We start from the raw sequence: 23,194 nt of genomic DNA, 5'->3' as shown, positions 1-23,194 counted from the left end.
ATCAGTCAGCCAACATCAAAATTCGAGCGACCAGTTGGGAGAAACTCAACCCTGACTGGCGGGCTGCCATCGGCACTAAACTGTGGCTAGTCATACCCGGTGAAGTGTTCACTTCAAGCAGGTAAAAACTGCCGTCACTGTCTTGCATGACATCCACCCGGCCCCAACCGCTGCAACCCAGCGCCTGATAAGCCTGCAATGCCAGCGTCGCCAATTGTTGCTCCAACTCATTGCTCAAACCGCTTGGGCAAAAATATTGTGTTTCGTCAGACAGATACTTGGCTTCATAATCATAGAACACGCCGGGCGCCTGAATACGGATTGACGGTAAAACATCATCACCGAGGATCGCGACGGTGTATTCCGGGCCACTCAACCATTGCTCTATTAGCACATCACTGTCGTGCCGGAAAGCTTCAACCAAGGCACTCTGCAATTGATCGACGTGATCAACCTTACTCATGCCAACGCTGGAGCCTTCGTGGCTTGGCTTAACAATTAATGGCAGGCCAAGCTTAGCGACACCCGCTGCTAATTCCTCTGACGAAAGTGTTTCAAACTGTTGACGATTCAACGCGACATAAGGCGAAATCGGCAGATCTGAAGCCTGCCACACCAATTTGGTGCGTAATTTGTCCATCGTCAGGGCTGACGCCATCACACCACTGCCGGTATAAGGCAGTTGCAGGAATTCCAGTACCCCTTGCAAGGTGCCATCTTCACCACCACGGCCATGTAAAGCGATAAAGACCTTATCGAAGCCCTGTTCTTTAAGCTGAGTCACTGGGAAGTCTCGGGTATCAATCCCATGGGCATCGATACCTGCTTCTCTCAAGCCCGCTAATACCGCCTGACCTGATAGCAATGACACTTCACGTTCAGCGGAGGTACCACCCAGCAGTACCGCGACTTTCTCAGCCATGATGTTCCTCATCTTTTATCTGTGGCTGCAATTTAAGCTCAGCCAATTTACGGGCAATTTTACCAATGTTACCTGCGCCTTGAACCAGAATCAGGTCATCGCCTTTCAGCACTTGCGCCAATATTTCAGGTACGGTTTCACTGTCTGAAACCAAAATTGGGTCTAACTTGCCACGATTACGGATGGTGCGGCACAACGAGCGGCTATCAGCCCCTGGGATCGGCGGTTCACCGGCAGCGTACACATCCAACATCAGTAGCACATCAACCTGCGATAACACATTGGCGAAGTCGTCGTACAGGTCACGGGTACGGGTATAACGGTGCGGCTGGAAGACCATCACGATGCGCTTATCCGGCCAACCCGCGCGCGCAGCTTTAATGGTGGCATCCACTTCAGTTGGATGATGGCCGTAGTCATCAACCAGCATCGCACTGCCTTCTTTGCCATTGACCGATGCCAGCGGGAAGTTGCCGAGGAAATCAAAGCGGCGACCAGTCCCCTGGAACCCTGCCAACGCACGCAGAATATCTTCGTCTTCGATACCTTCTTCTGTCGCCACGGCCACCGCCGCCGCTGCATTCAGCGCGTTATGACGACCCGGTGCATTCAAGGTCACCGTCATCAATGGCTTATCCAAGCGTTTGAGCGTGAAGTGCCCCTGTGGGCCTTCCTGCCGGTAGCTGGCGATCTGCACATCGGCATCATCACTGAAACCGTAGGTGGTAATGTGGCGGCCTACCCGTGGTAGCAACTCGCGCACCACCGGATCGTCAATACACATCACCGCACGACCATAGAATGGCAAGTTGTGTAAAAAGTTAATAAACGTCTGTTTTAAGTTCTCAAAGTCGCCCTGATAAGTATCCATATGGTCGGCTTCGATATTCGTGACAATCGCCACCATCGGTTGCAGATGCAAAAATGACGCATCACTTTCATCGGCTTCTGCTATCAGGTAACGGCTGGACCCAAGACGAGCATGGGTCCCTGCCGCTTTCACCAACCCGCCGTTAACAAAGGTTGGATCCAGACCGGCTTCAGCATAGATACTGGAAACCATCGCCGTGGTGGTGGTTTTGCCGTGAGTGCCTGCAACCGCAATGCCATGACGAAAACGCATCAACTCTGCCAGCATTTCTGCGCGGCGGATCACCGGAATACGCGCCTCGCGAGCCGCAACTATCTCTGGATTATCCGCAGAGATTGCAGTTGAAACCACGACCACACTGGCGTCCAGAACGTTTTCAGGACGGTGATGGAAATAGATTTGTGCGCCCAAAGAGGCCAAATGCTGAGTGACCGGGTTAGGTGCCAAATCTGAACCGCTAATCTGATAACCTTCGTTAGCCAACACTTCAGCGATACCACCCATGCCGGCACCACCGATGCCAACAAAGTGAATGTGCCGGACGCGACGCATCTCGGGCACGATAGTTCGTAGTTTCGCCAGTTGTTGTGTATTCACGTTTCTCTTCACTTTTTTGTCTGTTGCATATTCACAGCCCGCATTAACCTAACTACCTGCTGTTCATTATCTGTTTTTACTATTACTTACTGGCCGCGACCACTTCAGCAGCTACGCGCTCAGTAGCATCCGGGATAGCCACGGACCTTGCCTGTTCAGCCATAGTTAGTAAGGTTGCTCGATCCCACTGTTCCAATAAGCTGCTGACCGCCTCGGCGCTAAATTGCGGCTGCTCGATAATCTTGGCCGCACCGGCCTTTTCCAGCGGCAGTGCATTCCAATACTGCTGCCGGTCTTTATGCTGAAACGGCACAAAAATCGCCGGTAAACCTGCGGCGGCAATTTCACTGACCGTCAGCGCACCTGAACGGCACACCACCACATCGGCCCAACTATAAGCGGCTGCCATATCGTCGATAAACTCAGTAATTTTATGCTTATCATCGCCCTGCCCGACTTGCTGGTATGCCTGTAATACTTCTGGCAATGCGCCTTTACCTACCTGATGCCACAGCGTGATTTTCTCACCCAACTGTGCGGCAACCTGCGGCATCGTCTGATTTAGCACCCGCGCACCTTGGCTACCACCGATAACCAACACACGAACCGGGCCTTCACGGCCGACCAAACGTTGCGCCGGCAATGGCAGCGCAAGAACATCGGTACGAACCGGATTGCCCACCACATCAGCATTTGGGAATGCGCCGGGGAAGGCCTGTAACACTTTTTTGGCAATTCTGGCTAGCCAGCGATTAGTCAAACCGGCAATGCCATTTTGCTCATGCAACACTACTGGAATACCGCACAGCCATGCCGCCAAACCACCGGGACCGGAAACATAACCGCCCATGCCCAGCACCACGTCCGGCTGGTAGTCACGCATGATTTTCCTGGCCTGACGCACCGCACGATAAATCCGCACGGGTGCCATCAGTTGAGCCATTAGCCCCTTGCCGCGTAAACCAGAAATCTGGATGAAATCAATCTCAATGCCATTTTGGGGTACCAATGACGCTTCCATTCGGTCTGCGGTGCCGAGCCAACGCACCTGCCAGCCTTGCGCCATCAGATGATGTGCCACGGCCAATCCGGGGAAGACATGCCCCCCGGTGCCACCAGCCATCACCATTAAACGCTTGGTCTTGCCACTCATCGGGCACTCCTTACAAACGCCTGGGCTTTTGCCAGACGTGTTTCAAAATCAATGCGTAGCAACAGCACAATTGCCGTTGACATAATAATCAAGCTCGAACCACCGTAACTGATCAGTGGTAAGGTCAACCCTTTGGTCGGCAACATTCCGGCAGCAGCCCCAACGTTAACCAGAGCCTGAAAACTGAACCAGACGCCGATTGAGCAAGCCAAAAAGCCAGAAAATCGCTGATCTATCTCCAACGCGCGACGGCCGATGGACATAGCACGAAAAGCGACGAAGAATACCATTAACAGTGCCAGAACCACACCGAAATACCCCAGTTCCTCGCCTAAAATCGAGAAAATAAAGTCGGTATGCGCTTCCGGTAAATACTCCAGTTTCTGCACTGAGTTACCTAAGCCTTGCCCCCAGAATTCACCACGGCCAAAAGCCATCAGCGACTGGGTTAACTGATAACCACTACCGAACGGATCCGCCCATGGATTCCAGAAGGATGTCACACGGCGCATACGGTAGGGTTCAGCAACAATCAGCAGACAAACCGCAAACACACCAGAGCCGATAATCGCCAAAAACTGCCACATTTTCGCGCCAGCTAGAAACAGCATCGCCAGCGTGGTAATAAACAGCACCACCACCGTGCCTAGATCAGGCTGTGCCAGCAGTAACACCGCCAGAATAACCATGACCCCCATCGGTTTACAGAAGCCCCAGAAATTACTGCGAACCTCTTCAACCTTACGCACCAGATAGCTGGCCAGATAACAAAACAGTGACAGCTTGGATAATTCCGCTGGCTGAATACGCAGCGGCCCCAATGAAATCCAGCGTGATGCCCCGTTTACCGAGCTACCCACCACCAACACCACCAGCAACATTACTATCGAAATCAGTAACATGATATTGCTATAGCGCTGCCAGACCGCCATCGGGATACGTAATGTCACCAGCGACAAACCCAATGCCAGCGCCAGATAGAGAGCATCACGTTTGGCAAATAAGAAGGGATCACTGGCCAGACGCTGACCAATCGGCATTGATGCCGATGTCACCATCACAAAGCCGATAATCGCCAAACCGAATGTCAGCCACAGCAAGGTTCTGTCGTAAAGCACCATGCTGGTGGTGTCGCTTTCGCGCGATCCCATCACAAAATGTTTTACGGTATTAAACAGCCCCAGCCCCGGCATGCGCATCAGCCCAACTCCTCTGCCAGGCGAGCAAACTCATCACCACGTTGTTCAAAACTGCGGAATTGGTCCAAACTGGCGCAAGCAGGAGACAGCAACACCATATCTCCCGGTGCCAGTCTCTGCGCCAGCAGTACCATGGCCTGTTCCATCGTCTCGGTAAGCTGAGAGACCTCAGAGCGTAATTCAGCCAGTTGCTCACCATCACGGCCAAAGCAGTAAATTTTGATATGGTCGCCTTGCAGAAAACGCGTCAACCCAGAGAAATCAGCGGATTTACCGTCGCCGCCCAACAATAAATGCAAGGTGCCGTCAACCTGCAAGCCATCCAACGCTGCTTCCGTACTGCCAACATTGGTGGCTTTAGAGTCATTAATCCAACGCACGCCATTGTGCTCAAACACCAGTTGGAAACGGTGTGATAAACCGGTAAAGGTGGTCAATGCTTTCAAACTTGACGAGCGGGGAATCCCCACAGCATCAGCCAGCGCCAGTGCTGCCAACGCATTGGTATAGTTATGGCGACCGGTCAATTTCATTTCACGGGTATTCAACACTTTCTCACCCCGAACCCGCAGCCAGATTTCCCCCTGCTGCTTATTCAGGTGGTAGTCACCCACATCCACACCAAAGCTGATACAGCGGCTATCAGCGCCACGCACCGGCATGGTAAGCGCGTCATCGGCATTCACCACACAAACTTTAGCGTTTTCATAGACTCGCAGTTTAGCTGCGCGATATTGCTGCAAACCGAACGGATAACGGTCGGTATGATCTTCTGTTACGTTCAAGATGGTGGCCGCACTGGCATGCAAGCTTGAGGTAGTTTCCAACTGGAAGCTCGATAGCTCTAATACCACCAACTGGTTTTCTTGTTTCAATAGCGTAAGAGCCGGAACACCGATATTGCCACCGACGCCAACCTGCCAGCCCGCCGCTTTAGCCATCTCGCCCACCAGCGTGGTCACGGTACTTTTACCGTTAGAGCCGGTAATCGCTACTACTGGCGCCTGATTCTCACGGCAGAACAGCTCGATATCGCCGACAATCTCGACACCCGCCTCAGCGGCGTCACTCAAGGCAGGATGTGCCAGCGCGATGCCTGGGCTGGCCACAATCAAATCTGCATCTAATAACCACTGCTGATGAAGGTCGCCGACATGGCGCTCAACGCTTTCAGGCAATTTATCCAGGCCTGGCGGATTAATACGGGTATCCATCACACGCGGCGTAACCCCGCGCGCCATAAAGAAATCAACGCAGGAAAGGCCGGTTAGCCCCAGCCCGATAATGACTACTTTTTTACCCTGATAATCAGCCATAATTACCGCACCTTCAGCGTCGCCAGGCCAATCAGCACCAGCATCAGCGAAATAATCCAGAAACGCACGATAACCCGTGGTTCTGGCCAGCCTTTAAGTTCGTAGTGATGATGAATCGGGGCCATGCGGAAAATACGCTGCCCACGCAACTTAAAGGAACCTACCTGTAGGATTACCGACAGCGTTTCAACCACGAATACCCCGCCCATAATCACTAATAAGAACTCTTGGCGCAGTAATACCGCGATAGTGCCTAACGCACCACCCAAGGCCAACGAGCCGACATCCCCCATAAAGACCTGTGCCGGATAGGTGTTAAACCATAAGAAGCCCAGCCCAGCCCCCACAATCGCGGTACAGACAATCACCAGTTCACCGGCATGGCGCAGATAAGGAATGTGCAGGTATGCGGCGAAATTCACGTTACCGGTCGCCCAGGCAACCAAGGCAAAACCACCGGCGACGAACACGGTCGGCATAATGGCCAAACCATCTAATCCGTCAGTCAGGTTCACCGCGTTACTGGTACCGACAATCACAAAGTAAGCCAGCAAGATATACATCAAACCCAGTTGCGGCATGACGTCTTTGAAAAATGGCACCACCAGCTCGGTAGCCGCGGTGTCTTTACCGATGCTGTACATGGCGAATGCTGCCGCCAGTGCAATCACTGACTGCCAGAAATACTTCCAGCGGGCGATCAACCCTTTGGTGTTTTTACGCACTACTTTGCGATAATCATCGATAAAACCGACGATGCCATAACCGATAAGAATGAATAGTACACACCAGACATACGGATTGGAGGGGTAAGCCCACATCAGCACTGAAATGGTGATAGAGAACAGAATCATCAGGCCGCCCATGGTCGGCGTGCCGCGTTTACTGAAGTGTGACTCTGGCCCATCGTTACGTACTACCTGACCAATCTGCAATTTCTGCAAATAAGCAATCAGGTGCGGCCCCATCCACAAAGAAATAAACAGTGCCGTCAACAGACTGACAATGGCTCGGAACGTCAAATAGGAAAAGACGTTAAAGCCCGAGTAAAATTTTACTAAGTATTCAGCCAACCAAACTAACATGATGCATTCTCCTGTAACGCACGCACAACATTTTCCATGGCGGCGCTACGTGAACCTTTAATTAAGACGGTGATAACCGGATGTTCGAGCAGCAATTCACTCACACGGGCTGCTAATGTGTTCTTATCCTGAAAATGTTCGCCGTTGCCGCTCGCATCACTCAGTGTTTGACTCAATGTGCCAACACTCAGCACTTTATCCACTCCCGCCTGCCTGGCCGCCTCACCCACCTGGCGATGACAATCTACGGCGGTATCACCCAATTCGGCCATATCCCCCACCACCAGCACGCGGTAACCGGGCATTTCTGCCAACACTTGGGCCGCGGCAGTCATAGAGCCGACATTGGCGTTGTAGGAGTCATCGAGCAGCAATTTACCTGCCGATAATTGAATCGGGAATAAACGGCCCGGTACAGCTTGTAATTGTGCCAGCCCTTGGCGGACGGCAGCTAAATCAGCGCCAACCGACATGGCTAACGCCGTTGCAGCCAAGGCGTTAGCAATATTGTGTCGCCCCGGCAGTGGCAATTCGATGGCTATGGTGCCAAATGGCGAATGCAGGGTGAAATGTGTCGCCTGTGGTGTAATACGCACATCACTGGCATGGAAATCGATATCTTCTGCGCCGCGAGGTGAAAAATACCAAACACGCTTGTTGTGCAGCATTTCCTGCCAATGCGGCCAGTCATTGCTATCAGCATTAATAATTGCCGTCCCGTTAGCAGGCAACCCGGCAAAAATTTCACCTTTAGCCTTCGCCACCCCTGCCAGTGAACCAAAACCTTCCAGATGAGCGGCCGCTAAATTATTAACCAAAGCACTTTCAGGGCGGCTTAAATCCGTGGTGTAGGCGATTTCGCCCACATGATTAGCACCCAGCTCAATCACGGCAAAATCATGTTCAGGCGTCAAACGCAGTAAAGTCAGTGGCACCCCAATATCGTTATTGAAGTTACCGGCGGTATACAGCACATTGCCGCATTGACGCAAAATGGCGGCAACCATTTCTTTTACCGAGGTTTTACCGGATGAGCCGGTTAAAGCCACCACCCGAGCAGGCACTTGTTCACGCACCCACGCAGCAAATTGCCCCAGTGCCAGACGCGTGTCTTTGACCACTAACTGAGGTGCCCCCACAAGTAAGCGTTTACTTACCAGCAAAGCGCCTGCACCTGCGGCAACAGCATCTTCTGCAAAATCATGCCCATCAAAACGCTCGCCTTTCAGCGCCACGAACAAACACCCCGGTGTGATCTTACGGGTATCAATGGTCACTTCGGTGATGTCGACGTTTTCACTGCCAATATATTCAGCATTAAGCAGCGTAGACAGGAAATGCAGTGAGACCTTAATCATGCCATCACCCCCAATAAACGGGCGACGGTAACTCTGTCTGAATAATCCAGGCGGCGATTACCCACTAATTGATAATCTTCATGTCCTTTACCCGCCACCAGCACGACATCTTCTTCTTTGGCTTGCATAATGGCACTGGTCACCGCTTCAGCACGACCATGAATTGCCAATGCATGTCCGGCATCCAGCAAGCCACTGAGAATATCCGCCACGATAGCCTGCGGCTCTTCACTGCGCGGGTTATCGTCGGTGACGACCACCCGATCCGCCAGTTGTTCTGCGATACCGCCCATAAGTGGGCGCTTACCCTTGTCACGATCACCACCGCAACCAAACACACACCACAACTGGCCTTTACAGTGTAAGCGGGCCGCAGCCAGGGCTTTTTCCAAGGCATCCGGGGTGTGGGCATAATCCACCACCACCGTCGGCTTACCGGGCGCGTTAAACACTTCCATACGCCCGCACACCGGTTGCAGGCTTGGTGCGGTTGCTAATAATTGTGCTAACGGATACCCCAGAGAAAGGAGGGTTGACAGTGCCACCAGCAGATTACTGACGTTAAACGCCCCCATCAGACGGCTTTCTAATTGGCCTTCGCCCCAGCTTGAGTCAAAAGTGATGCTGGCACCGTTATCGTGATAATGAACGTTACTCGCCGATAACCACGGGCCATTCCAGCCCGTAGGAACTTTGTCTTCCATGCTGACAGCAACAGCTTGCGGCAACTGCCCTAACCAGCGGCGACCAACTTCGTCATCAGCATTGATAATTTTATGTTCGGATTGATGGGTGGAGAACAGCAACCATTTTGCCGCCTCATAACTCGCCATATTACCGTGATAATCCAGATGATCGCGGCTTAAGTTAGTAAACACTGCTGCTGCAAACGGCAGTGCGGCTACGCGGTTCTGAATCAAACCGTGGGAAGAAACTTCCATCGCCGCAAAAGTAGCCCCTTGCTCAACCAAATTGCGCAGTAAATGTTGAATATCAACCGCTGAACCGGTGGTATTTTCCGTCGGAATCACTTGCCCTAACAGACCATTGCCAACCGTACCCATTACCGCGCTGGTTTCCCCCAGTGCCTGACTCCATTGTGCCAGCAGTTGGGTGGTGGTGGTTTTGCCGTTGGTCCCCGTCACACCGACCAAACGTAATGCTGTACCCGGCTGATGGTAGAATTGCCCCGCCAGCTTGGATAAATGTTGATTCAAATTACGCAAATAAATAACAGGAATGCCGTGCATCTCTACCACACTGGCATCCGGCGCTACACCATCGGCTTCAGCGACCACTGCCGCAACACCTTGTGCAATGGCTTGCGGGATATAGCGACGCCCGTCCGTCTGATGGCCGACAATGGCGACAAACAAATCCCCGGCAGCGGCAACACGGCTGTCTAATGTCATTTCCCGTAGCGCACGCTCCGGGACGTCTAGCCCCCAAGGAGCGAGTAAGTCGCGCAAGTTACGATCTGCCACCTGAACCCTCTTTTGTATTAATCACTAATTCGCTTTTATCACCGGTGGGTAACGCATCTGGCTCAATGTTCATGGTACGCAGGACGCCGCCCATGATGGCACCGAACACCGGTGCAGAAACCGCACCACCGTAATATTTCCCTGCCTGCGGGTCATTGATGACCACAACCAGAGCAAATCGAGGGTTACTCGCGGGCGCTACGCCGGCGGTGTAAGCGAGGTATCGGTCCATATATTTACCGTCCGGGCCAACTTTCTTGGCGGTACCGGTTTTAATGGCAATACGGTAGCCTTTAATGGCGGCTTTGGTGCCCCCGCCGCCAGGTAATGCCACGCTTTCCATCATATGAACCACGGTACGAACCAGCGGTTCAGGGAAAACGCGTTCACCGGCCACTGGCGGGTCAACTTTAGTGATCGACAGCGGGCGATAAATCCCCATGCTGCCGATGGTTGCATAGACTCGCGCTAGTTGTAACGGTGTTACCATTAGCCCGTAGCCGAAAGAGAAGGTGGCCCTCTCTATGTCAGACCACCGTTGTTTTTTAGGATATAAGCCACTGCTTTCTCCGACCAACCCCAAATTGGTCGCTTTCCCAAACCCAAACCGTGAGTAAGTATCTACTAACGCTGAGGATGGCATCGCTAACGCCAGCTTAGAAACGCCGACGTTACTCGACTTCTGCAAGATCCCGGTCACAGATAGTTCTGCATAACGGGCCACGTCTTTAATCTGGTGACCGTTAACAAAGTACGGCAAGGTGTTCAGCACGCTGTTTTCTTTCACAACGCCATGCTGCAATGCCGTCATCACTACCATGGGCTTCACTGTGGAGCCGGGTTCAAAAATATCGGTTATCGCCCGGTTACGCATGGCATCTTTCGGCGTTCCGGTCAGGTTATTCGGGTTATAAGACGGGCTATTCGCCATTGCTAATACTTCGCCGGTACTCACATCTACCAGCACCGCAGTGCCTGATTCTGCTTTGTTGAATGCCACCGCATTGTTCAATTCGCGATACACCAGCGCCTGTAAACGCTCATCAACACTCAACACCAGATTATGTGCTGCCTGACTATCGACAGAAGAGATATCCTCAATGACACGGCCATAGCGGTCTTTACGTACCGTACGCTCACCCGGTTGCCCGGTAAGCCAACGGTCAAAACTTTTCTCAACCCCTTCAATACCTTGGCTATCGATGTTGGTCACACCGATAATGTGTGCCATCACTTGGCCTGCCGGATAGTAACGGCGTGATTCCTGGCGCAAATAGATACCGGGGAGTTTCAGTTTATGGATATAGTCGCCAATCGCAGGATTAACCTGACGCGCCAGATAAACGAAACGTCCCTTCGGGTTAGCATTAATTCGGGCCGCCAATTGATCCAGTGGGATTTCCAGTGCATCCGATAGCGCTTTCCAGCGAGTATCTAACGTAATACCCCCGCGCTCGGTCAGCTCTTTCGGATCTGCCCAAACCGCATTAACCGGTACGCTAACCGCCAACGGGCGGCCTGAACGGTCACTGATCATGCCACGGGCTGTTGGCACTTCCTGTACCCGCAACGAGCGCATATCACCCTCACGCACCAGTCTGTCAGGGTTAATCACTTGCAGGTATGCCGTACGTAACATCAAACCGACCAATGCCAGTAAAATACAGCCGCACAGCAACGCAAAACGCCAGCTAATAAAGCTGGCTTGTTCTTCCTGGCGCTTTAACTTCCCGGGGCGCGTTGCTTTCATCCGTTACCTTGGCTGCTAGGCGTCATGGTGGCGACTCATTCCTTTATTTATTGGAGAAATTTATTGTTTAACCACAATATTTTCTTGTGATGGATCAACATGTTGCATTTTCAATTTGTCAGTCGCGATACTTTCCACACGACTGTGGTCACCCAACGCATTCTCTTCCAGAATCAGGTTACGCCACTCGATATCCAGCGCGTCCCGTTCCAGCACCAACTGCTCACGCTCTGCGGTCAACAAGCGTGTACGGTGGGCGGTGGTTACCACGAAAACAGCAGATACCAACACCGCGATCAGTAAAATCAACGGGATCTTCGCATTGCGGATTAAATCACCGCCGATGACCCCAACTAAACCGTGGCGTTCGCTGCCTATCACTCTTTAATCCTCTCGGCAAAACGCAATACCGAGCTTCGTGCCCGTGGGTTTTCAGCCACTTCAGCATCTGGAGGCATCATCTTGCCAACCGATTTCAATGTGCGCCCACCCATGCTGCGCAACTGCGCTTCCGTCAATGGCAACCCCGCCGGCACCTGTGGTCCACGGCTGTGATGACGAATAAAGTTTTTAACAATGCGATCTTCAAGAGAGTGGAAGCTAATCACTGACAAACGGCCCGCAGGGGCCAGGACTTCAAGTGCGCCATCAAGTGCGCGCTCAATCTCTTCCAACTCACTATTGATATAGATACGAATAGCCTGGAAGCTACGGGTAGCAGGATGTTTGTGCTTTTCGCGAAATGGACTGGCGTTGGCAATCAAATCCGCCAGCTCTTTGGTGCGAGTCATCGGTTGAGTAAGGTTGCGCTCCACAATGGCTTTGGCCAGACGCTTGGCAAAACGCTCTTCACCAAAGGTTTTCAGCACCCACGCGATATCTTCAGCGCTGGCTTTCATCAACCATTCAGCAGCAGATAATCCACGGGAGGGGTCCATGCGCATATCCAACGGCCCGTCACGCATGAAAGAGAAGCCACGCTCAGGGTCATCCAACTGTGGTGATGAAACCCCGAGATCCAGCAATACACCGTCAATCCGGCCCACTAAGTCCAGCTCTCGCACATAATGTGCTAACTCGGAAAAAGGACCGTGTACGATAGAGAAACGCGGATCTGTAATAGATTTTGCCGCTTCGATAGCTTGTGGGTCACGGTCAATTGCAATCAGACGCCCTTCTGGCCCAAGCTGGGACAGAATCAGACGCGAATGGCCACCACGGCCAAAAGTTCCGTCAATATAGATGCCGTTATCGCGGATGTTCAGGCCATTTACCGCCTCATCCAGCAATACGCTTGTATGCTTGTAGTTGTTATCTACAATTTTGTTGTTATCTACCATGCTTATAGCGATAAGTCCTGTAGCCGCTCAGACAATGGTTCCTGAGTGGACTGTTCTGCGTCGATGTCATCCTTGACTTGTTGATACCAGGTCTGTTCATCCCACAGTTCAAACTTGTTGAACTGCCCAACCAGCATCACTTCTTTATTCAGCCCGGCATGCTGTCGCAGTGTTCCTGCGATCAGTAAGCGCCCAGCACCATCCATCTGACATTCACTGGCGTGCCCTAACAGCAAACGCTGAACCCGACGTTCAACCGGATTCATGCTCGACAGACGGGATAATTTTTGTTCAATGATTTCCCATTCAGGGAGTGGATAAAGCAACAGGCATGGTTGGTGAAGGTCTATGGTACAGACCATCTGGCCCTGCGATTCCTCATTCAGTAGATCCCGATAACGGGTAGGTACGGCAAGCCGCCCTTTACTGTCGAGGTTAACCATCGTTGCACCACGAAACATGACTGAGTTACCCCTTCATGACCCAATTCGCCACTTTACCCCACAAATCCCCACATTAAAGAGTTTACGGATGGTATGAAAACCTTGTCAAGCCAGAGCCGATGCGCTTTGACAATATTTATGGGCCGTTTTTGAGATATATCTCGTAGAAGGGGCTATTTTAGTGGTTGTAATAGAAATTAACGTCATGATAAACGGGCTATTTTTCCGCCAGTAATTCCAGCTACTTAAATAAATAATTAATTGTCGATTAATTGTCTCATTATTTCCTTCTGCAAGGAATGTCTCATTTTTAGTATGAAAATTGTACGGTCTAAAAATAAACAGCCTGAGCACAAAACCCGCTGCCGCTGGCGTCTCCTAAGGAAAAACAGCGGTAATCGACGGCAAAACCCACAGCAACACAATAATAACCTTGAGAACAACAAGTGTTACTGGCGCGACATTTTACTTCAATTAACCGACGGGGATTAATCTATTTTGAAATAAATTATTGGTGTCTATTTCCGGGCATCACTGAAATATGAATGCCTTCAGACAGATAAATCTTAAATTAGCAAAATTGAATGATTTAGTTTTTGCCTCACTCATTATTTTAAATTTGACTGACCTTTGCCGGCCCCCCTCGGCTGATAACGTAGAAACACAACTATCTGTTTTTAAAGTAAAACAAGACACCTTACCATTTAAAAAACCACCAAAAGCTCAATTCCTCACAGTACAAAGTATAAAAATCAGCCAAATGTTAAAAATAAAAATTTTGAGCTGGTTATATTACAAACAATAGCACTGTAAACTACATCAAAAGCAAAAAAGCAATACAATCACCTGATATTCAAATGATGAGCAATATATAAATCCTGCTAATAATCTCATGAATTGGCGTTTTAGCAGATTTTTCCCCCAAGTAGGGAGTTAATCACAATGTTTTCAACTGGGTCCCGTCTGCGTAGTGCCGCAGCCGATACTTTTGCACTGGTAGTGTATTGTTTTGTCATCGGCATGATAATTGAAATCGTGATCTCGGGAATGACCTTCCAGCAGTCTCTTTCTTCTCGCCTGGTTTCAATACCGGTCAATATCCTTATTGCCTGGCCTTATGGGGTGTATCGGGATGCCTTTATCCGCTTTGCGCGTCATCATGTCGGCAAGTATTTTTGGGCACGGAATCTGGCAGACTTACTGGCCTATGTCAGCTTCCAATCTCCGGTTTATGCCATGATTTTGTGGTCGGTCGGGGCTGATTTAGAGCAAATCACTACAGCGGTTACCAGTAACGCGTTGGTTTCTATGGCGATGGGTGTGGCTTACGGCTATTTCCTGGAATATTGCCGTCGATTGTTCCGCGTGGCGGGCTATATTTGAATACCCGTCATCTTTCATGGTGCAGGTGTGTTCGCTGTGCTCACTACTCGGCCCATCCATGGGCCTCACCTCGTTGAGGCCGCTGCCGCCTCCTGCACCATAAAATCTATTGGGTATTAAGCGTCTTAACCGAAATGTTTATTACTCGGTTACTTGCGGCTCAAACTGCCACGGCGGAACAAATTACGGCGAATACGGGTTAAACCCGGTTTCGGTTTATGCGGTTCATCCAGACTGGCTAATACCAGCTCCAGTACGCGCTCGGCAACATCGCGGTGACGCTGTGCCACCGCCAGTACTGGGCACTCAAGGAAGTCCAGCAGCTCGTTATCACCAAAAGTAGCAATCGCCAGATTACTGGGTAAACGCCCACTTTGCTTTAAGGTAACATCCATAACGCCCTGTAGTAGCTGAAATGAGGTGGTAAACAACGCCTGTGGCATTGGGTGGGTCTTAAGCCACTGCGCAAACAGCACACCGGCAGCTTCGCGCTCGTAGCTATTGGCATACAGGTAATCGACTTTACGTGGATCATCTTTCCACGCCTCACGGAATCCCATCTCACGCAAGAAACTGACTGACAGCTCCGGCAGCGCGCCTAAATACAATACAGATTCCGCCGGGAAGGCACGCAGTTCTTGTGCCAACATCAGTGCATCTTCTTGATCCGCGCCGACGACGCTAATGAAATGCTCCCGATCTAGCGCCCGATCCAATGCAATTATTGGCAATGGATCATTAGCCCAGCGCTGGTAAAAAGGGTGCTCAGGGGGCAATGCGGTAGAAACGATAATGGCATCAACCTGACGCTGTAACAGATGTTCGATACAACGCATCTCGTTATCTGGTTGATCTTCCGAGCAGGCTATCAACAGTTGATAACCGCGCTGGCGCGCCTGGCGTTCCAGATAATTTGCAATGCGGGTATAGCTGGTATTCTCAAGATCCGGGATCACCAAACCGATGGAGCGGGTTCTGCCCGCGCGCAATCCTGCCGCAACAGCATTTGGGTGATAGTTATGTTCCCTGACAACCGCCATAACTTTGTCTACTGTTTTATCGCTGACTCGGTACTGTTTCGCTTTGCCATTAATGACATAACTGGCCGTTGTACGCGAAACGCCCGCAAGACGCGCGATTTCATCCAGTTTCACATTAACCCCTTATAAACCCAATAAAGTGATGAAAGGCATGATGTCTGCCAGAGCTAAATATCCCAGCGTTTCTCAATACGCCAATAAACCGCAGTGTTACAGGCTAAAACACACGATTTATAGACATAGTTTAACTACGGATATAGCACACTGTAGATCTAACCGCAGAACCCACTATTGAGCAACCGCTTTAACCGCCCTATAACGCTATCTCGGTTAAAAAATAAGAAAAAAAAAGCCCGACACACCTGCCGAGCCTGATTATTGGAGATTAGTCAGTGTTAATAAGTTTCATTAACGCATAATCTTGTCACCGCGTGACACACCAACAATGCCTGAGCGGGCAACTTCAACAATTTCTGCCACTTCCCGCACCGCATTGAGGAATGCATCCAGTTTATCACTGGTGCCCGCCAGTTGGACGGTGTAGAGCGTGGCGGTAACATCCACAATTTGCCCACGGAATATTTCCGCACACCGTTTCACTTCCTCACGCCCGTAGCCACTGGCCTGCAACTTCACCAGCATAATCTCACGTTCAACATGTGAGCCAGAAACCAGCTCACTGACGCGCAGTACATCCACCAATTTATGTAGCTGTTTTTCTATCTGCTCCAGAACTTTGGCATCACCTACGGTCTGAATCGTCATGCGGGAAAGTGTAGGATCGTCGGTCGGCGCAACCGTTAAACTCTCAATGTTATAACCACGTTGAGAAAACAGACCCACCACTCTTGAGAGGGCACCTGATTCGTTTTCCAGTAGAACTGATAAAATCCGGCGGCGCATAATTATGTCCTCTCCGTTTTGCTAAGCCACATTTCGTCCATGCCACCACCACGAATCTGCATCGGGTAAACATGCTCCGTTTCATCAACCGTCACATCTACAAATACCAAACGCTTGGTCGCGGATAATTGTGTCAGGGCATCAGCCAGTTTGCTTTCCAACTCATCCGGCGTGCGGATGGAAACACCAATATGACCATAAGCTTCAGCCAATTTGACGAAGTCAGGCAGCGAATCCATATAAGACTGTGAGTGGCGGCCAGAGTAGATCATATCCTGCCACTGTTTCACCATGCCGAGATAGCGGTTGTTCAGGTTCAGCACCAGCACTGGCAAGTTATATTGCAGTGCAGTAGATAACTCCTGAATATTCATCTGGATGCTACCATCACCGGTAACGCAAACTACGGTTTCGTCTGGTAACGCCAGTTTAACGCCAAGCGCTGCCGGCAGGCCAAAGCCCATTGTCCCAAGGCCTCCTGAGTTAATCCAACGGCGTGGTTTATCAAACGGATAATAAAGTGCGGCGAACATCTGGTGTTGACCGACATCAGAGGTGACATAGGCATCACCGCTGGTGAGGCGATGTAGGGTTTCGATCACTGCCTGCGGCTTGATTTTTCCGCTGTCTTTGTTGTAACTCAGGCAATTACGGGCACGCCATTGTTCGATGGATTGCCACCAATCACGCAAACTATCGCAATCTTGTGTGCAATCAATCTGAGACAGCAGCTCCAGCATCTGTACCAAGACTTGTTTGGCATCACCAACAATCGGAATATCAGCATTTACGGTTTTCGAAATTGAAGTCGGGTCGATATCAATGTGTACCACAGTGGCATTCGGGCAGTATTTCGCCAGATTATTGGTGGTTCGGTCATCAAAGCGCACGCCAACGGCAAAAATCAGATCCGTATTGTGCATCGCCATATTGGCTTCGAATGTCCCGTGCATCCCCAACATGCCCACGCTTTGGCGATGAGTGCCCGGGAAGCTCCCCAGCCCCATCAAAGAGCTGGTCACCGGCAAATTCAGTTGCTCAGCAAGAGCTAGCAGCTCTTCGTGGCAGGCAGAATTAATCGCCCCACCGCCGACATACATGATGGGCTTTTTAGCCGCCAGAATAGTTTGCAGCGCGCGTTTAATCTGCCCACGATGGCCTTGTACCGTGGGATTATAAGAGCGCAAGCTAACCTGATCCGGGTAGGCGTAAGGCATTTTTACCGCAGGGCCAACGATATCTTTTGGCAAATCGATAACGACCGGACCTGGGCGGCCAGTCGATGCCAGATAGAAGGCTTTTTTCAGTACCATTGGAATATCTTCAGTGCGCTTCACCAGAAAACTGTGTTTCACCACTGGGCGGGAGATCCCCACCATGTCACATTCCTGAAAAGCATCGTAACCTATCAATGAGCTAGGTACCTGACCGGAAAGCACCACCATCGGTACAGAATCCATATACGCGGTAGCAATACCGGTAATGGCATTGGTCGCCCCAGGGCCGGAAGTGACCAGCACCACGCCAACCTCACCGGTTGCCCGAGCATAACCATCGGCCATGTGAACCGCGCCTTGTTCATGGCGTACCAGCACGTGATCGATGCCGCCGACCGTGTGCAGGGCATCGTAGATATCAAGTACGGCCCCGCCGGGATAACCGAATACATGCTTCACGCCCTGGTCGATTAACGACCGGACAACCATCTCGGCTCCTGACAACATCTCCATGGGTTTTGCCTCCAGGCTTTGTTTGCTCATTGGATAACGGGAAGTCATTTCCACGGGATCCTGTAGGAAAGGCACTACGCCCTGATTCCTATATTTATTATTTTTAACGTAACCAACTTATTAACATAACGTCAGATTTTCTGGCAGGCAAATGGCAATTCGCTGCGCTAAAGACAATTCTGTTGGTCGCACTCTGTTTTTGCTCGCATTCCAAACATAAAACACTGCCTGTTAAGGAGTGAACTTAGTTTAAACACCGTCAAGATGACCAATCATAGAACTTAATTAGGCTGATAATTTTTATGCATCGGAGGAAGAAAAAACCGGGGGCGATACCGAGCCAGGTGGCGAAAGTGCTGAACGTTCAGAAAAACAGCGGCTGCCTGTTAACAACAGACAGCAACGTAATAACACTATCGATTAATCACGGTACATCGAATCAATTTCATTCTGATAACGCTGGAGAATGATTTTGCGACGCAATTTCATCGTCGGTGTCAGTTCACCGGTTTCCATGGTGAATGCCTGTGGTAACAACGTAAAGCGCTTAACCTGCTCGAACATCGCCAACTCTTTTTGCATATCTTTCAGTCTTTGTTCAAACAAACCGACAATATGGCTATGGCGTAACAACTCTAACCGGTCGTGGTATTTCAGGTTTATCGAACGAGCATACTCTTCAAGTGATTCAAAACAGGGCACAATCAGCGCTGAGACAAATTTGCGCGTATCGGCAATAATCGCGACCTGCTCAATGAAACGATCCTGACCGAGTGTGCCCTCAATCATTTGCGGCGCAATGTATTTGCCGCCGGAGGTTTTCATCAAATCTTTCAGCCGTTCGGTGATAAACAAATTACCCTGAGCATCCAACGCCCCGGCATCCCCCGTTTTGAGCCAACCATCTTCGGTGAACGACTCTGCCGTCTGTTGCGGTTTATTAAAGTAACCACGCATCACAATCGGGCCACGTACCTGAATTTCATTCTCTGCGCCCAAACGCACATCAATCCCCGGTAATGGCTTACCGATAGAGCCGAACCGGAAGTCTTGCTCTTCCCAACAAGAGACGGTGGCACAGGTTTCGGTCATGCCATAGCCGTACTTAATGTTGATACCGATGGACTGGAAAAACAGGATGATATTGTCATCTAACCGAGCACCGGCGGCCGGTAAAAAGCGCACTCTACCCCCCAACACCCCTCGCAATTTCCTCAACACCAGACGATCCGCCAGCTGGTACAGCTGTTCGGATAACAATGATAATGTTTCCCCACGTTGCAGGCTTTGGAATTTGCGCTCACCCCGGCCTACCGCCCAGCGAAACAATATCCGGCGATGCCATTTTGCCAGAGCAACTTTGTCATTGATGGCACTGAATATCTTCTCGTAAAAACGAGGGACGGCACACATCACTGTCGGCTTTACTACCTGCATCGCCGAGCGCACCCAATCAGTGTCGCTGATATAGACATTTTGTGCGCCGGTATGCATTACATAGAAGCTCCACGCCCGCTCAAACACATGGGATAATGGCAGGAAACTAAGAGAGACATCCTCTGCTGTCAGGGTTAAGCGCTGATCGTGCAAATAAAGCTGGGCTGCCATATTACGGTAATCCAGCATCACACCTTTAGGTTCACCCGTGGTACCCGAGGTATAAATCAGTGTGAATAAATCATTTAAGTCGCAACTATCTATACGCGTAGTGAGTAGGTGCTGTTGGACCGCATCAGGTTGTTGCTCAAAATCAGCTAAGTGTTGGGCGTATTCACAACCGCGCAAATCGACTGCGGGGTCTAATACAATAATTTGAGCAAGTTGCGGGCACAGCGGCTTTAGTGTTGCGGCAACATCAAATTGTGTCTGTCCACCGACAAATAAAATACGCACATCGGCATCATTGAGCACATAAGCCGCCTGAGTGCTGGTATTGGTGGCATACAGTGGGACGCTGACGCCACGCAACTGTAAAATAGCTAAATCCGCCAACGACCAAGTCATACTGTTGTTGGCAAAAATCCCAATACGCTCCTGAATGGCAACCCCGAGGGATAACAAAGCTGCTGAAATCCGGGTGACATGCGTGTCAACCTGCTGCCAGCTTAGTTGTTTTTCACCCTCGGGTGACCATTCACGCCAAGCTATCTGGTCAGCACGGTGGCTGATTTGTTGGCGCAGACGGCGCACAAGGTGGTATTGCTCTAATGTGTGGGTCATAACATCGCCGCTCGCTATATACTTGCTGTCTTCCAAGTTGCTACTGTGTGATGGCGGGTGCTCATCCAAATCACGTGACGGAGTCCGTTCATTCGGAGCCTTTCATTTACCGCCTTGCTACACCTTGAAATCTATTGGGTATTGATTATCCATTAAAGTGTACTGTAACTTACCACTAATTGGCATTCAGCTTACATGTGTTCACTTTTTTTCGCGCAGTCTACCTGCTCTATTGGCTATGGCAAACAAAATTCAGAGTAGAAGTGTGAGCTGAAATTGACTTTGATGAAAAAGAGAGCGTTTAAAACCATAGGAGTGAGGGGTAAACACGGCAATAACGTTGTATTGAACTGACCAATGGCTGGAAACAAAATATGTTTTAATTTAGTTGTTACCTTTACCTGCCACTGAAAATAATATGATTCCAGCAGCAGGGGTTAACAAAAGTAATTACTCAGGAGTATCCAATTGGCTGAGTAACTCTTTCATCCACTGATGGCCTTTATCTCTATCAGTAGATTCGTGCCACGTGAGATAACATGGGCGGCATGTTTCCTTCCAAGGTAAAGAGATAAGTTTCAGATTAAGTGCTTCACTGTATGTTTGAACAAGCCAGCGAGGGGCAATAGCCACAAAGCAAGTTTGGGATACAATATTAAGCACACTATTCATATCGGTACTTTCATATACAATAGTTTGAGCACTTATTTCTGATTCATAATAATGCTCACTGAAAGAACCTATTTTATCCAATGACACTACCGCGTGTGACTCTGAAAGGAGCTGTTCTTGCGTAATTGAATTATCAATACGGGGGTGATTTTTTGAGACCGCCAAAACGGACTCATCATTAGATATTGATAAGTAATGGAAGTCTGGGCGCTCAAACTTGGTATAACCTATCACAAACTCGGTCTCTTGATAACGTAACTGATGCTCAATATTATCATTCAAATAAGATTTGATAATGAGTTGAACATTAGGCGCTAATTGCTTAACACTTTCTATTATTTGTGCCGTCAATCTAATATCTAACGGGCTACAAATAGATAGATTAAAGATTCGCCCACTTTTTTTGGCTTCAAAGCCAGCACCGGGTAGCTCATTTTGAACTAATTGTAGAGCTTGTCTAACCGGGCCAAACAACTGACGAGCCCTGGCGGTAGGCTGGATACCACGGCCATAACGAACAAACAGCTCATCATTAAACATCACTTTCAAGCGGGCGACTGCGTTACTCACCGCAGGCTGGGACATCCCCAGTGACTGGGCTGCACGTGTTACATTATGCATTTGCATCACAGCATCAAAAACCGTTAATAAATTGAGGTCGACACTTCTTAAGTGAACATCACTACCTTCTTTTTTAGTTACTTGGTCGTCGGCTACTAAGTTGTGTTCAAGCATGCTTAACTCCACTGATCTTTATGCAGATGACATGATTAATAGAAGAATCCTGCTGATACTTTTGCATACCTCAAAATATCTTTATTCTCTTACTATTAACGATGCCAATGTTCTCATCATTACTCTTATCAGGTAAAATGAGTCTCATCCTTGTATAAATGCAAAAGTATTAATTCCCTCCCTCCCTACCTTTCAGTTAATAACGCCCATAGATAAGTGCGTGAACAAGATATTCACATAAAGTATCTTATATATGCTCATACAGTAATTTACATCAGGAATACCAAACCATTAAATTATAAGTACCAATAATAAAATCAACAAGATGATCACATCACAAAATGGGATAGTTGACAACTATGCCATTAATAAATAATAAATTCATCAATTGAAACTTATTAGTTCTTATTTATTAGTGTGAATATATTAAATAGTGGATTGGATCTAACCACACTTAAGTATGAATTCACGCCATATTCATAACATCTAAAGCCAATAAATAATAGCATTTATTAGAGTGATGAATATTTATATTCAACAAATATATAATAGAAAGATAATAAGGCTTATTGTGAATTTATAATCATGGATTACTAATGGATTACTAATGGGTTACTCTTACTTACCTCATTCCATCTCCGGGAGACTTAAATATAACGTCCCAAAACTGACTTTCACCTCTCTAGCTAGAGAATTTACTATCCAAATATCAAAAAAGCACAATAATCCATATTATTAAGACTATGCCAAATAAAACAAAATCATCAGCATCTATTTTTAGATTAAAAATCCTATATTTTTAATTTTTAGGTTTTTTGTGTCGTCATAAGGAATTGATAAGCCGTGCAACCAGTTGAACACGCCATTTTAAACAAAAGTTGACATGACCACAAAATTCACGTATCAATTTAGGCAACGCACTATTTTAACCCATGAGAAACTGAAAAATTATGTTCTACTCAACCCGCCTACTAAGCCTACTACTTAACGCAT

19 protein-coding genes are annotated in these 23,194 nt (G+C 49.3%); 2 read left to right on the top strand and 17 right to left on the bottom strand.

All coding sequences use genetic code 11. From position 1 onward, the window contains the following. Position 1 precedes the first annotated feature (1 nt). The 12 genes from V1956_RS06070 to mraZ all read right to left on the bottom strand — a co-directional run bounded on the left by V1956_RS06070 (position 2) and on the right by mraZ (position 13,536). Positions 2 to 922 carry a D-alanine--D-alanine ligase gene (locus V1956_RS06070; protein WP_372558007.1) on the bottom strand — a complete coding sequence of 307 codons (921 nt, stop codon included), beginning with the start codon at positions 920 to 922 and terminating at the stop codon, positions 2 to 4. Next, a complete protein-coding gene (gene murC, locus V1956_RS06065; RefSeq protein ID WP_420070982.1) occupies positions 915 to 2,390 on the bottom strand; it encodes a UDP-N-acetylmuramate--L-alanine ligase in 1,476 nt (491 codons plus the stop codon). The genes V1956_RS06070 and murC overlap by 8 nt, the downstream gene beginning before the upstream one ends. Positions 2,391 to 2,472: 82 nt before the next feature. Beyond that, complete coding sequence (gene murG, locus V1956_RS06060) at positions 2,473 to 3,543, bottom strand: undecaprenyldiphospho-muramoylpentapeptide beta-N-acetylglucosaminyltransferase (RefSeq protein ID WP_420070981.1); 1,071 nt, start codon at positions 3,541 to 3,543, stop codon at positions 2,473 to 2,475. After that, the gene (gene ftsW / locus V1956_RS06055; RefSeq protein WP_050086107.1) at positions 3,540 to 4,742 is read right to left on the bottom strand and encodes a cell division protein FtsW; all 1,203 of its coding nucleotides are present in this window, start codon (positions 4,740 to 4,742) and stop codon (positions 3,540 to 3,542) included. The genes murG and ftsW overlap by 4 nt, the downstream gene beginning before the upstream one ends. Continuing rightward, positions 4,742 to 6,058: a UDP-N-acetylmuramoyl-L-alanine--D-glutamate ligase gene (gene murD / locus V1956_RS06050; protein ID WP_420070980.1), complete on the bottom strand. Its 1,317-nt coding sequence runs from the start codon at positions 6,056 to 6,058 to the stop codon at positions 4,742 to 4,744. Before murD ends, ftsW begins: the two co-directional genes overlap by 1 nt. 2 nt (positions 6,059 to 6,060) lie before the next feature. Further along, positions 6,061 to 7,143: a phospho-N-acetylmuramoyl-pentapeptide-transferase gene (gene mraY, locus V1956_RS06045; RefSeq protein ID WP_083160529.1), complete on the bottom strand. Its 1,083-nt coding sequence runs from the start codon at positions 7,141 to 7,143 to the stop codon at positions 6,061 to 6,063. Beyond that, entirely contained in the window at positions 7,137 to 8,501 is a 1,365-nt protein-coding gene (gene murF, locus V1956_RS06040) for a UDP-N-acetylmuramoyl-tripeptide--D-alanyl-D-alanine ligase (protein ID WP_442824911.1), read from the bottom strand. Before murF ends, mraY begins: the two co-directional genes overlap by 7 nt. Beyond that, a complete protein-coding gene (gene murE, locus V1956_RS06035) occupies positions 8,498 to 9,985 on the bottom strand; it encodes a UDP-N-acetylmuramoyl-L-alanyl-D-glutamate--2,6-diaminopimelate ligase (RefSeq protein ID WP_372558002.1) in 1,488 nt (495 codons plus the stop codon). The genes murF and murE overlap by 4 nt, the downstream gene beginning before the upstream one ends. Beyond that, positions 9,972 to 11,735 (bottom strand): peptidoglycan glycosyltransferase FtsI, encoded by a 1,764-nt coding sequence (locus V1956_RS06030; protein ID WP_083160533.1) that lies wholly within the window; start codon positions 11,733 to 11,735, stop codon positions 9,972 to 9,974. Before V1956_RS06030 ends, murE begins: the two co-directional genes overlap by 14 nt. A 60-nt stretch (positions 11,736 to 11,795) precedes the next feature. Then, positions 11,796 to 12,116: a cell division protein FtsL gene (gene ftsL, locus V1956_RS06025; RefSeq protein WP_083160535.1), complete on the bottom strand. Its 321-nt coding sequence runs from the start codon at positions 12,114 to 12,116 to the stop codon at positions 11,796 to 11,798. Further along, complete coding sequence (gene rsmH, locus V1956_RS06020; RefSeq protein ID WP_442824910.1) at positions 12,113 to 13,075, bottom strand: 16S rRNA (cytosine(1402)-N(4))-methyltransferase RsmH; 963 nt, start codon at positions 13,073 to 13,075, stop codon at positions 12,113 to 12,115. Before rsmH ends, ftsL begins: the two co-directional genes overlap by 4 nt. 2 nt (positions 13,076 to 13,077) lie before the next feature. After that, on the bottom strand, positions 13,078 to 13,536 hold the full coding sequence (gene mraZ, locus V1956_RS06015) for a division/cell wall cluster transcriptional repressor MraZ (protein WP_442824909.1): 459 nt from the start codon (positions 13,534 to 13,536) through the stop codon (positions 13,078 to 13,080). 523 nt (positions 13,537 to 14,059) lie between these two features. Between mraZ and V1956_RS06010 the strand changes: the two genes are divergently transcribed. Both V1956_RS06010 and V1956_RS06005 read left to right on the top strand, forming a co-directional pair. Beyond that, the gene (locus tag V1956_RS06010) at positions 14,060 to 14,323 is read left to right on the top strand and encodes a hypothetical protein (RefSeq protein WP_372558001.1); all 264 of its coding nucleotides are present in this window, start codon (positions 14,060 to 14,062) and stop codon (positions 14,321 to 14,323) included. A 137-nt stretch (positions 14,324 to 14,460) separates the two neighbouring features. Next, complete coding sequence (locus tag V1956_RS06005) at positions 14,461 to 14,901, top strand: L-alanine exporter AlaE (RefSeq protein ID WP_442824908.1); 441 nt, start codon at positions 14,461 to 14,463, stop codon at positions 14,899 to 14,901. Positions 14,902 to 15,050: 149 nt separating this feature from the next. On the opposite strand, the gene cra is transcribed toward V1956_RS06005, so the two are convergent. The 5 genes from cra to leuO form a co-directional block, all read right to left on the bottom strand. After that, positions 15,051 to 16,055 (bottom strand): catabolite repressor/activator, encoded by a 1,005-nt coding sequence (gene cra / locus V1956_RS06000; protein ID WP_005181395.1) that lies wholly within the window; start codon positions 16,053 to 16,055, stop codon positions 15,051 to 15,053. A 294-nt stretch (positions 16,056 to 16,349) separates the two neighbouring features. Next, complete coding sequence (gene ilvN, locus V1956_RS05995; protein WP_004388986.1) at positions 16,350 to 16,844, bottom strand: acetolactate synthase small subunit; 495 nt, start codon at positions 16,842 to 16,844, stop codon at positions 16,350 to 16,352. Between the two features lie 2 nt (positions 16,845 to 16,846). Further along, complete coding sequence (gene ilvI / locus V1956_RS05990) at positions 16,847 to 18,574, bottom strand: acetolactate synthase 3 large subunit (RefSeq protein ID WP_372559820.1); 1,728 nt, start codon at positions 18,572 to 18,574, stop codon at positions 16,847 to 16,849. Between the two features lie 420 nt (positions 18,575 to 18,994). Next, positions 18,995 to 20,794, bottom strand: coding sequence for an AMP-dependent synthetase/ligase (locus V1956_RS05985; protein ID WP_442824907.1), 1,800 nt, complete (start codon positions 20,792 to 20,794; stop codon positions 18,995 to 18,997). A gap of 450 nt (positions 20,795 to 21,244) precedes the next feature. Further along, complete coding sequence (gene leuO / locus V1956_RS05980; RefSeq protein ID WP_372557998.1) at positions 21,245 to 22,201, bottom strand: transcriptional regulator LeuO; 957 nt, start codon at positions 22,199 to 22,201, stop codon at positions 21,245 to 21,247. Positions 22,202 to 23,194: the final 993 nt, after the last annotated feature.

It is taken from the genome of Yersinia sp. 2540 StPb PI (assembly GCF_052217165.1).
In the GTDB taxonomy this organism is placed as follows: Bacteria; Pseudomonadota; Gammaproteobacteria; order Enterobacterales; family Enterobacteriaceae; genus Yersinia; species Yersinia enterocolitica_E.
Note: the sequence above shows the minus strand (reverse complement) of the source record. Positions and strands in the feature narration are given on the sequence as shown.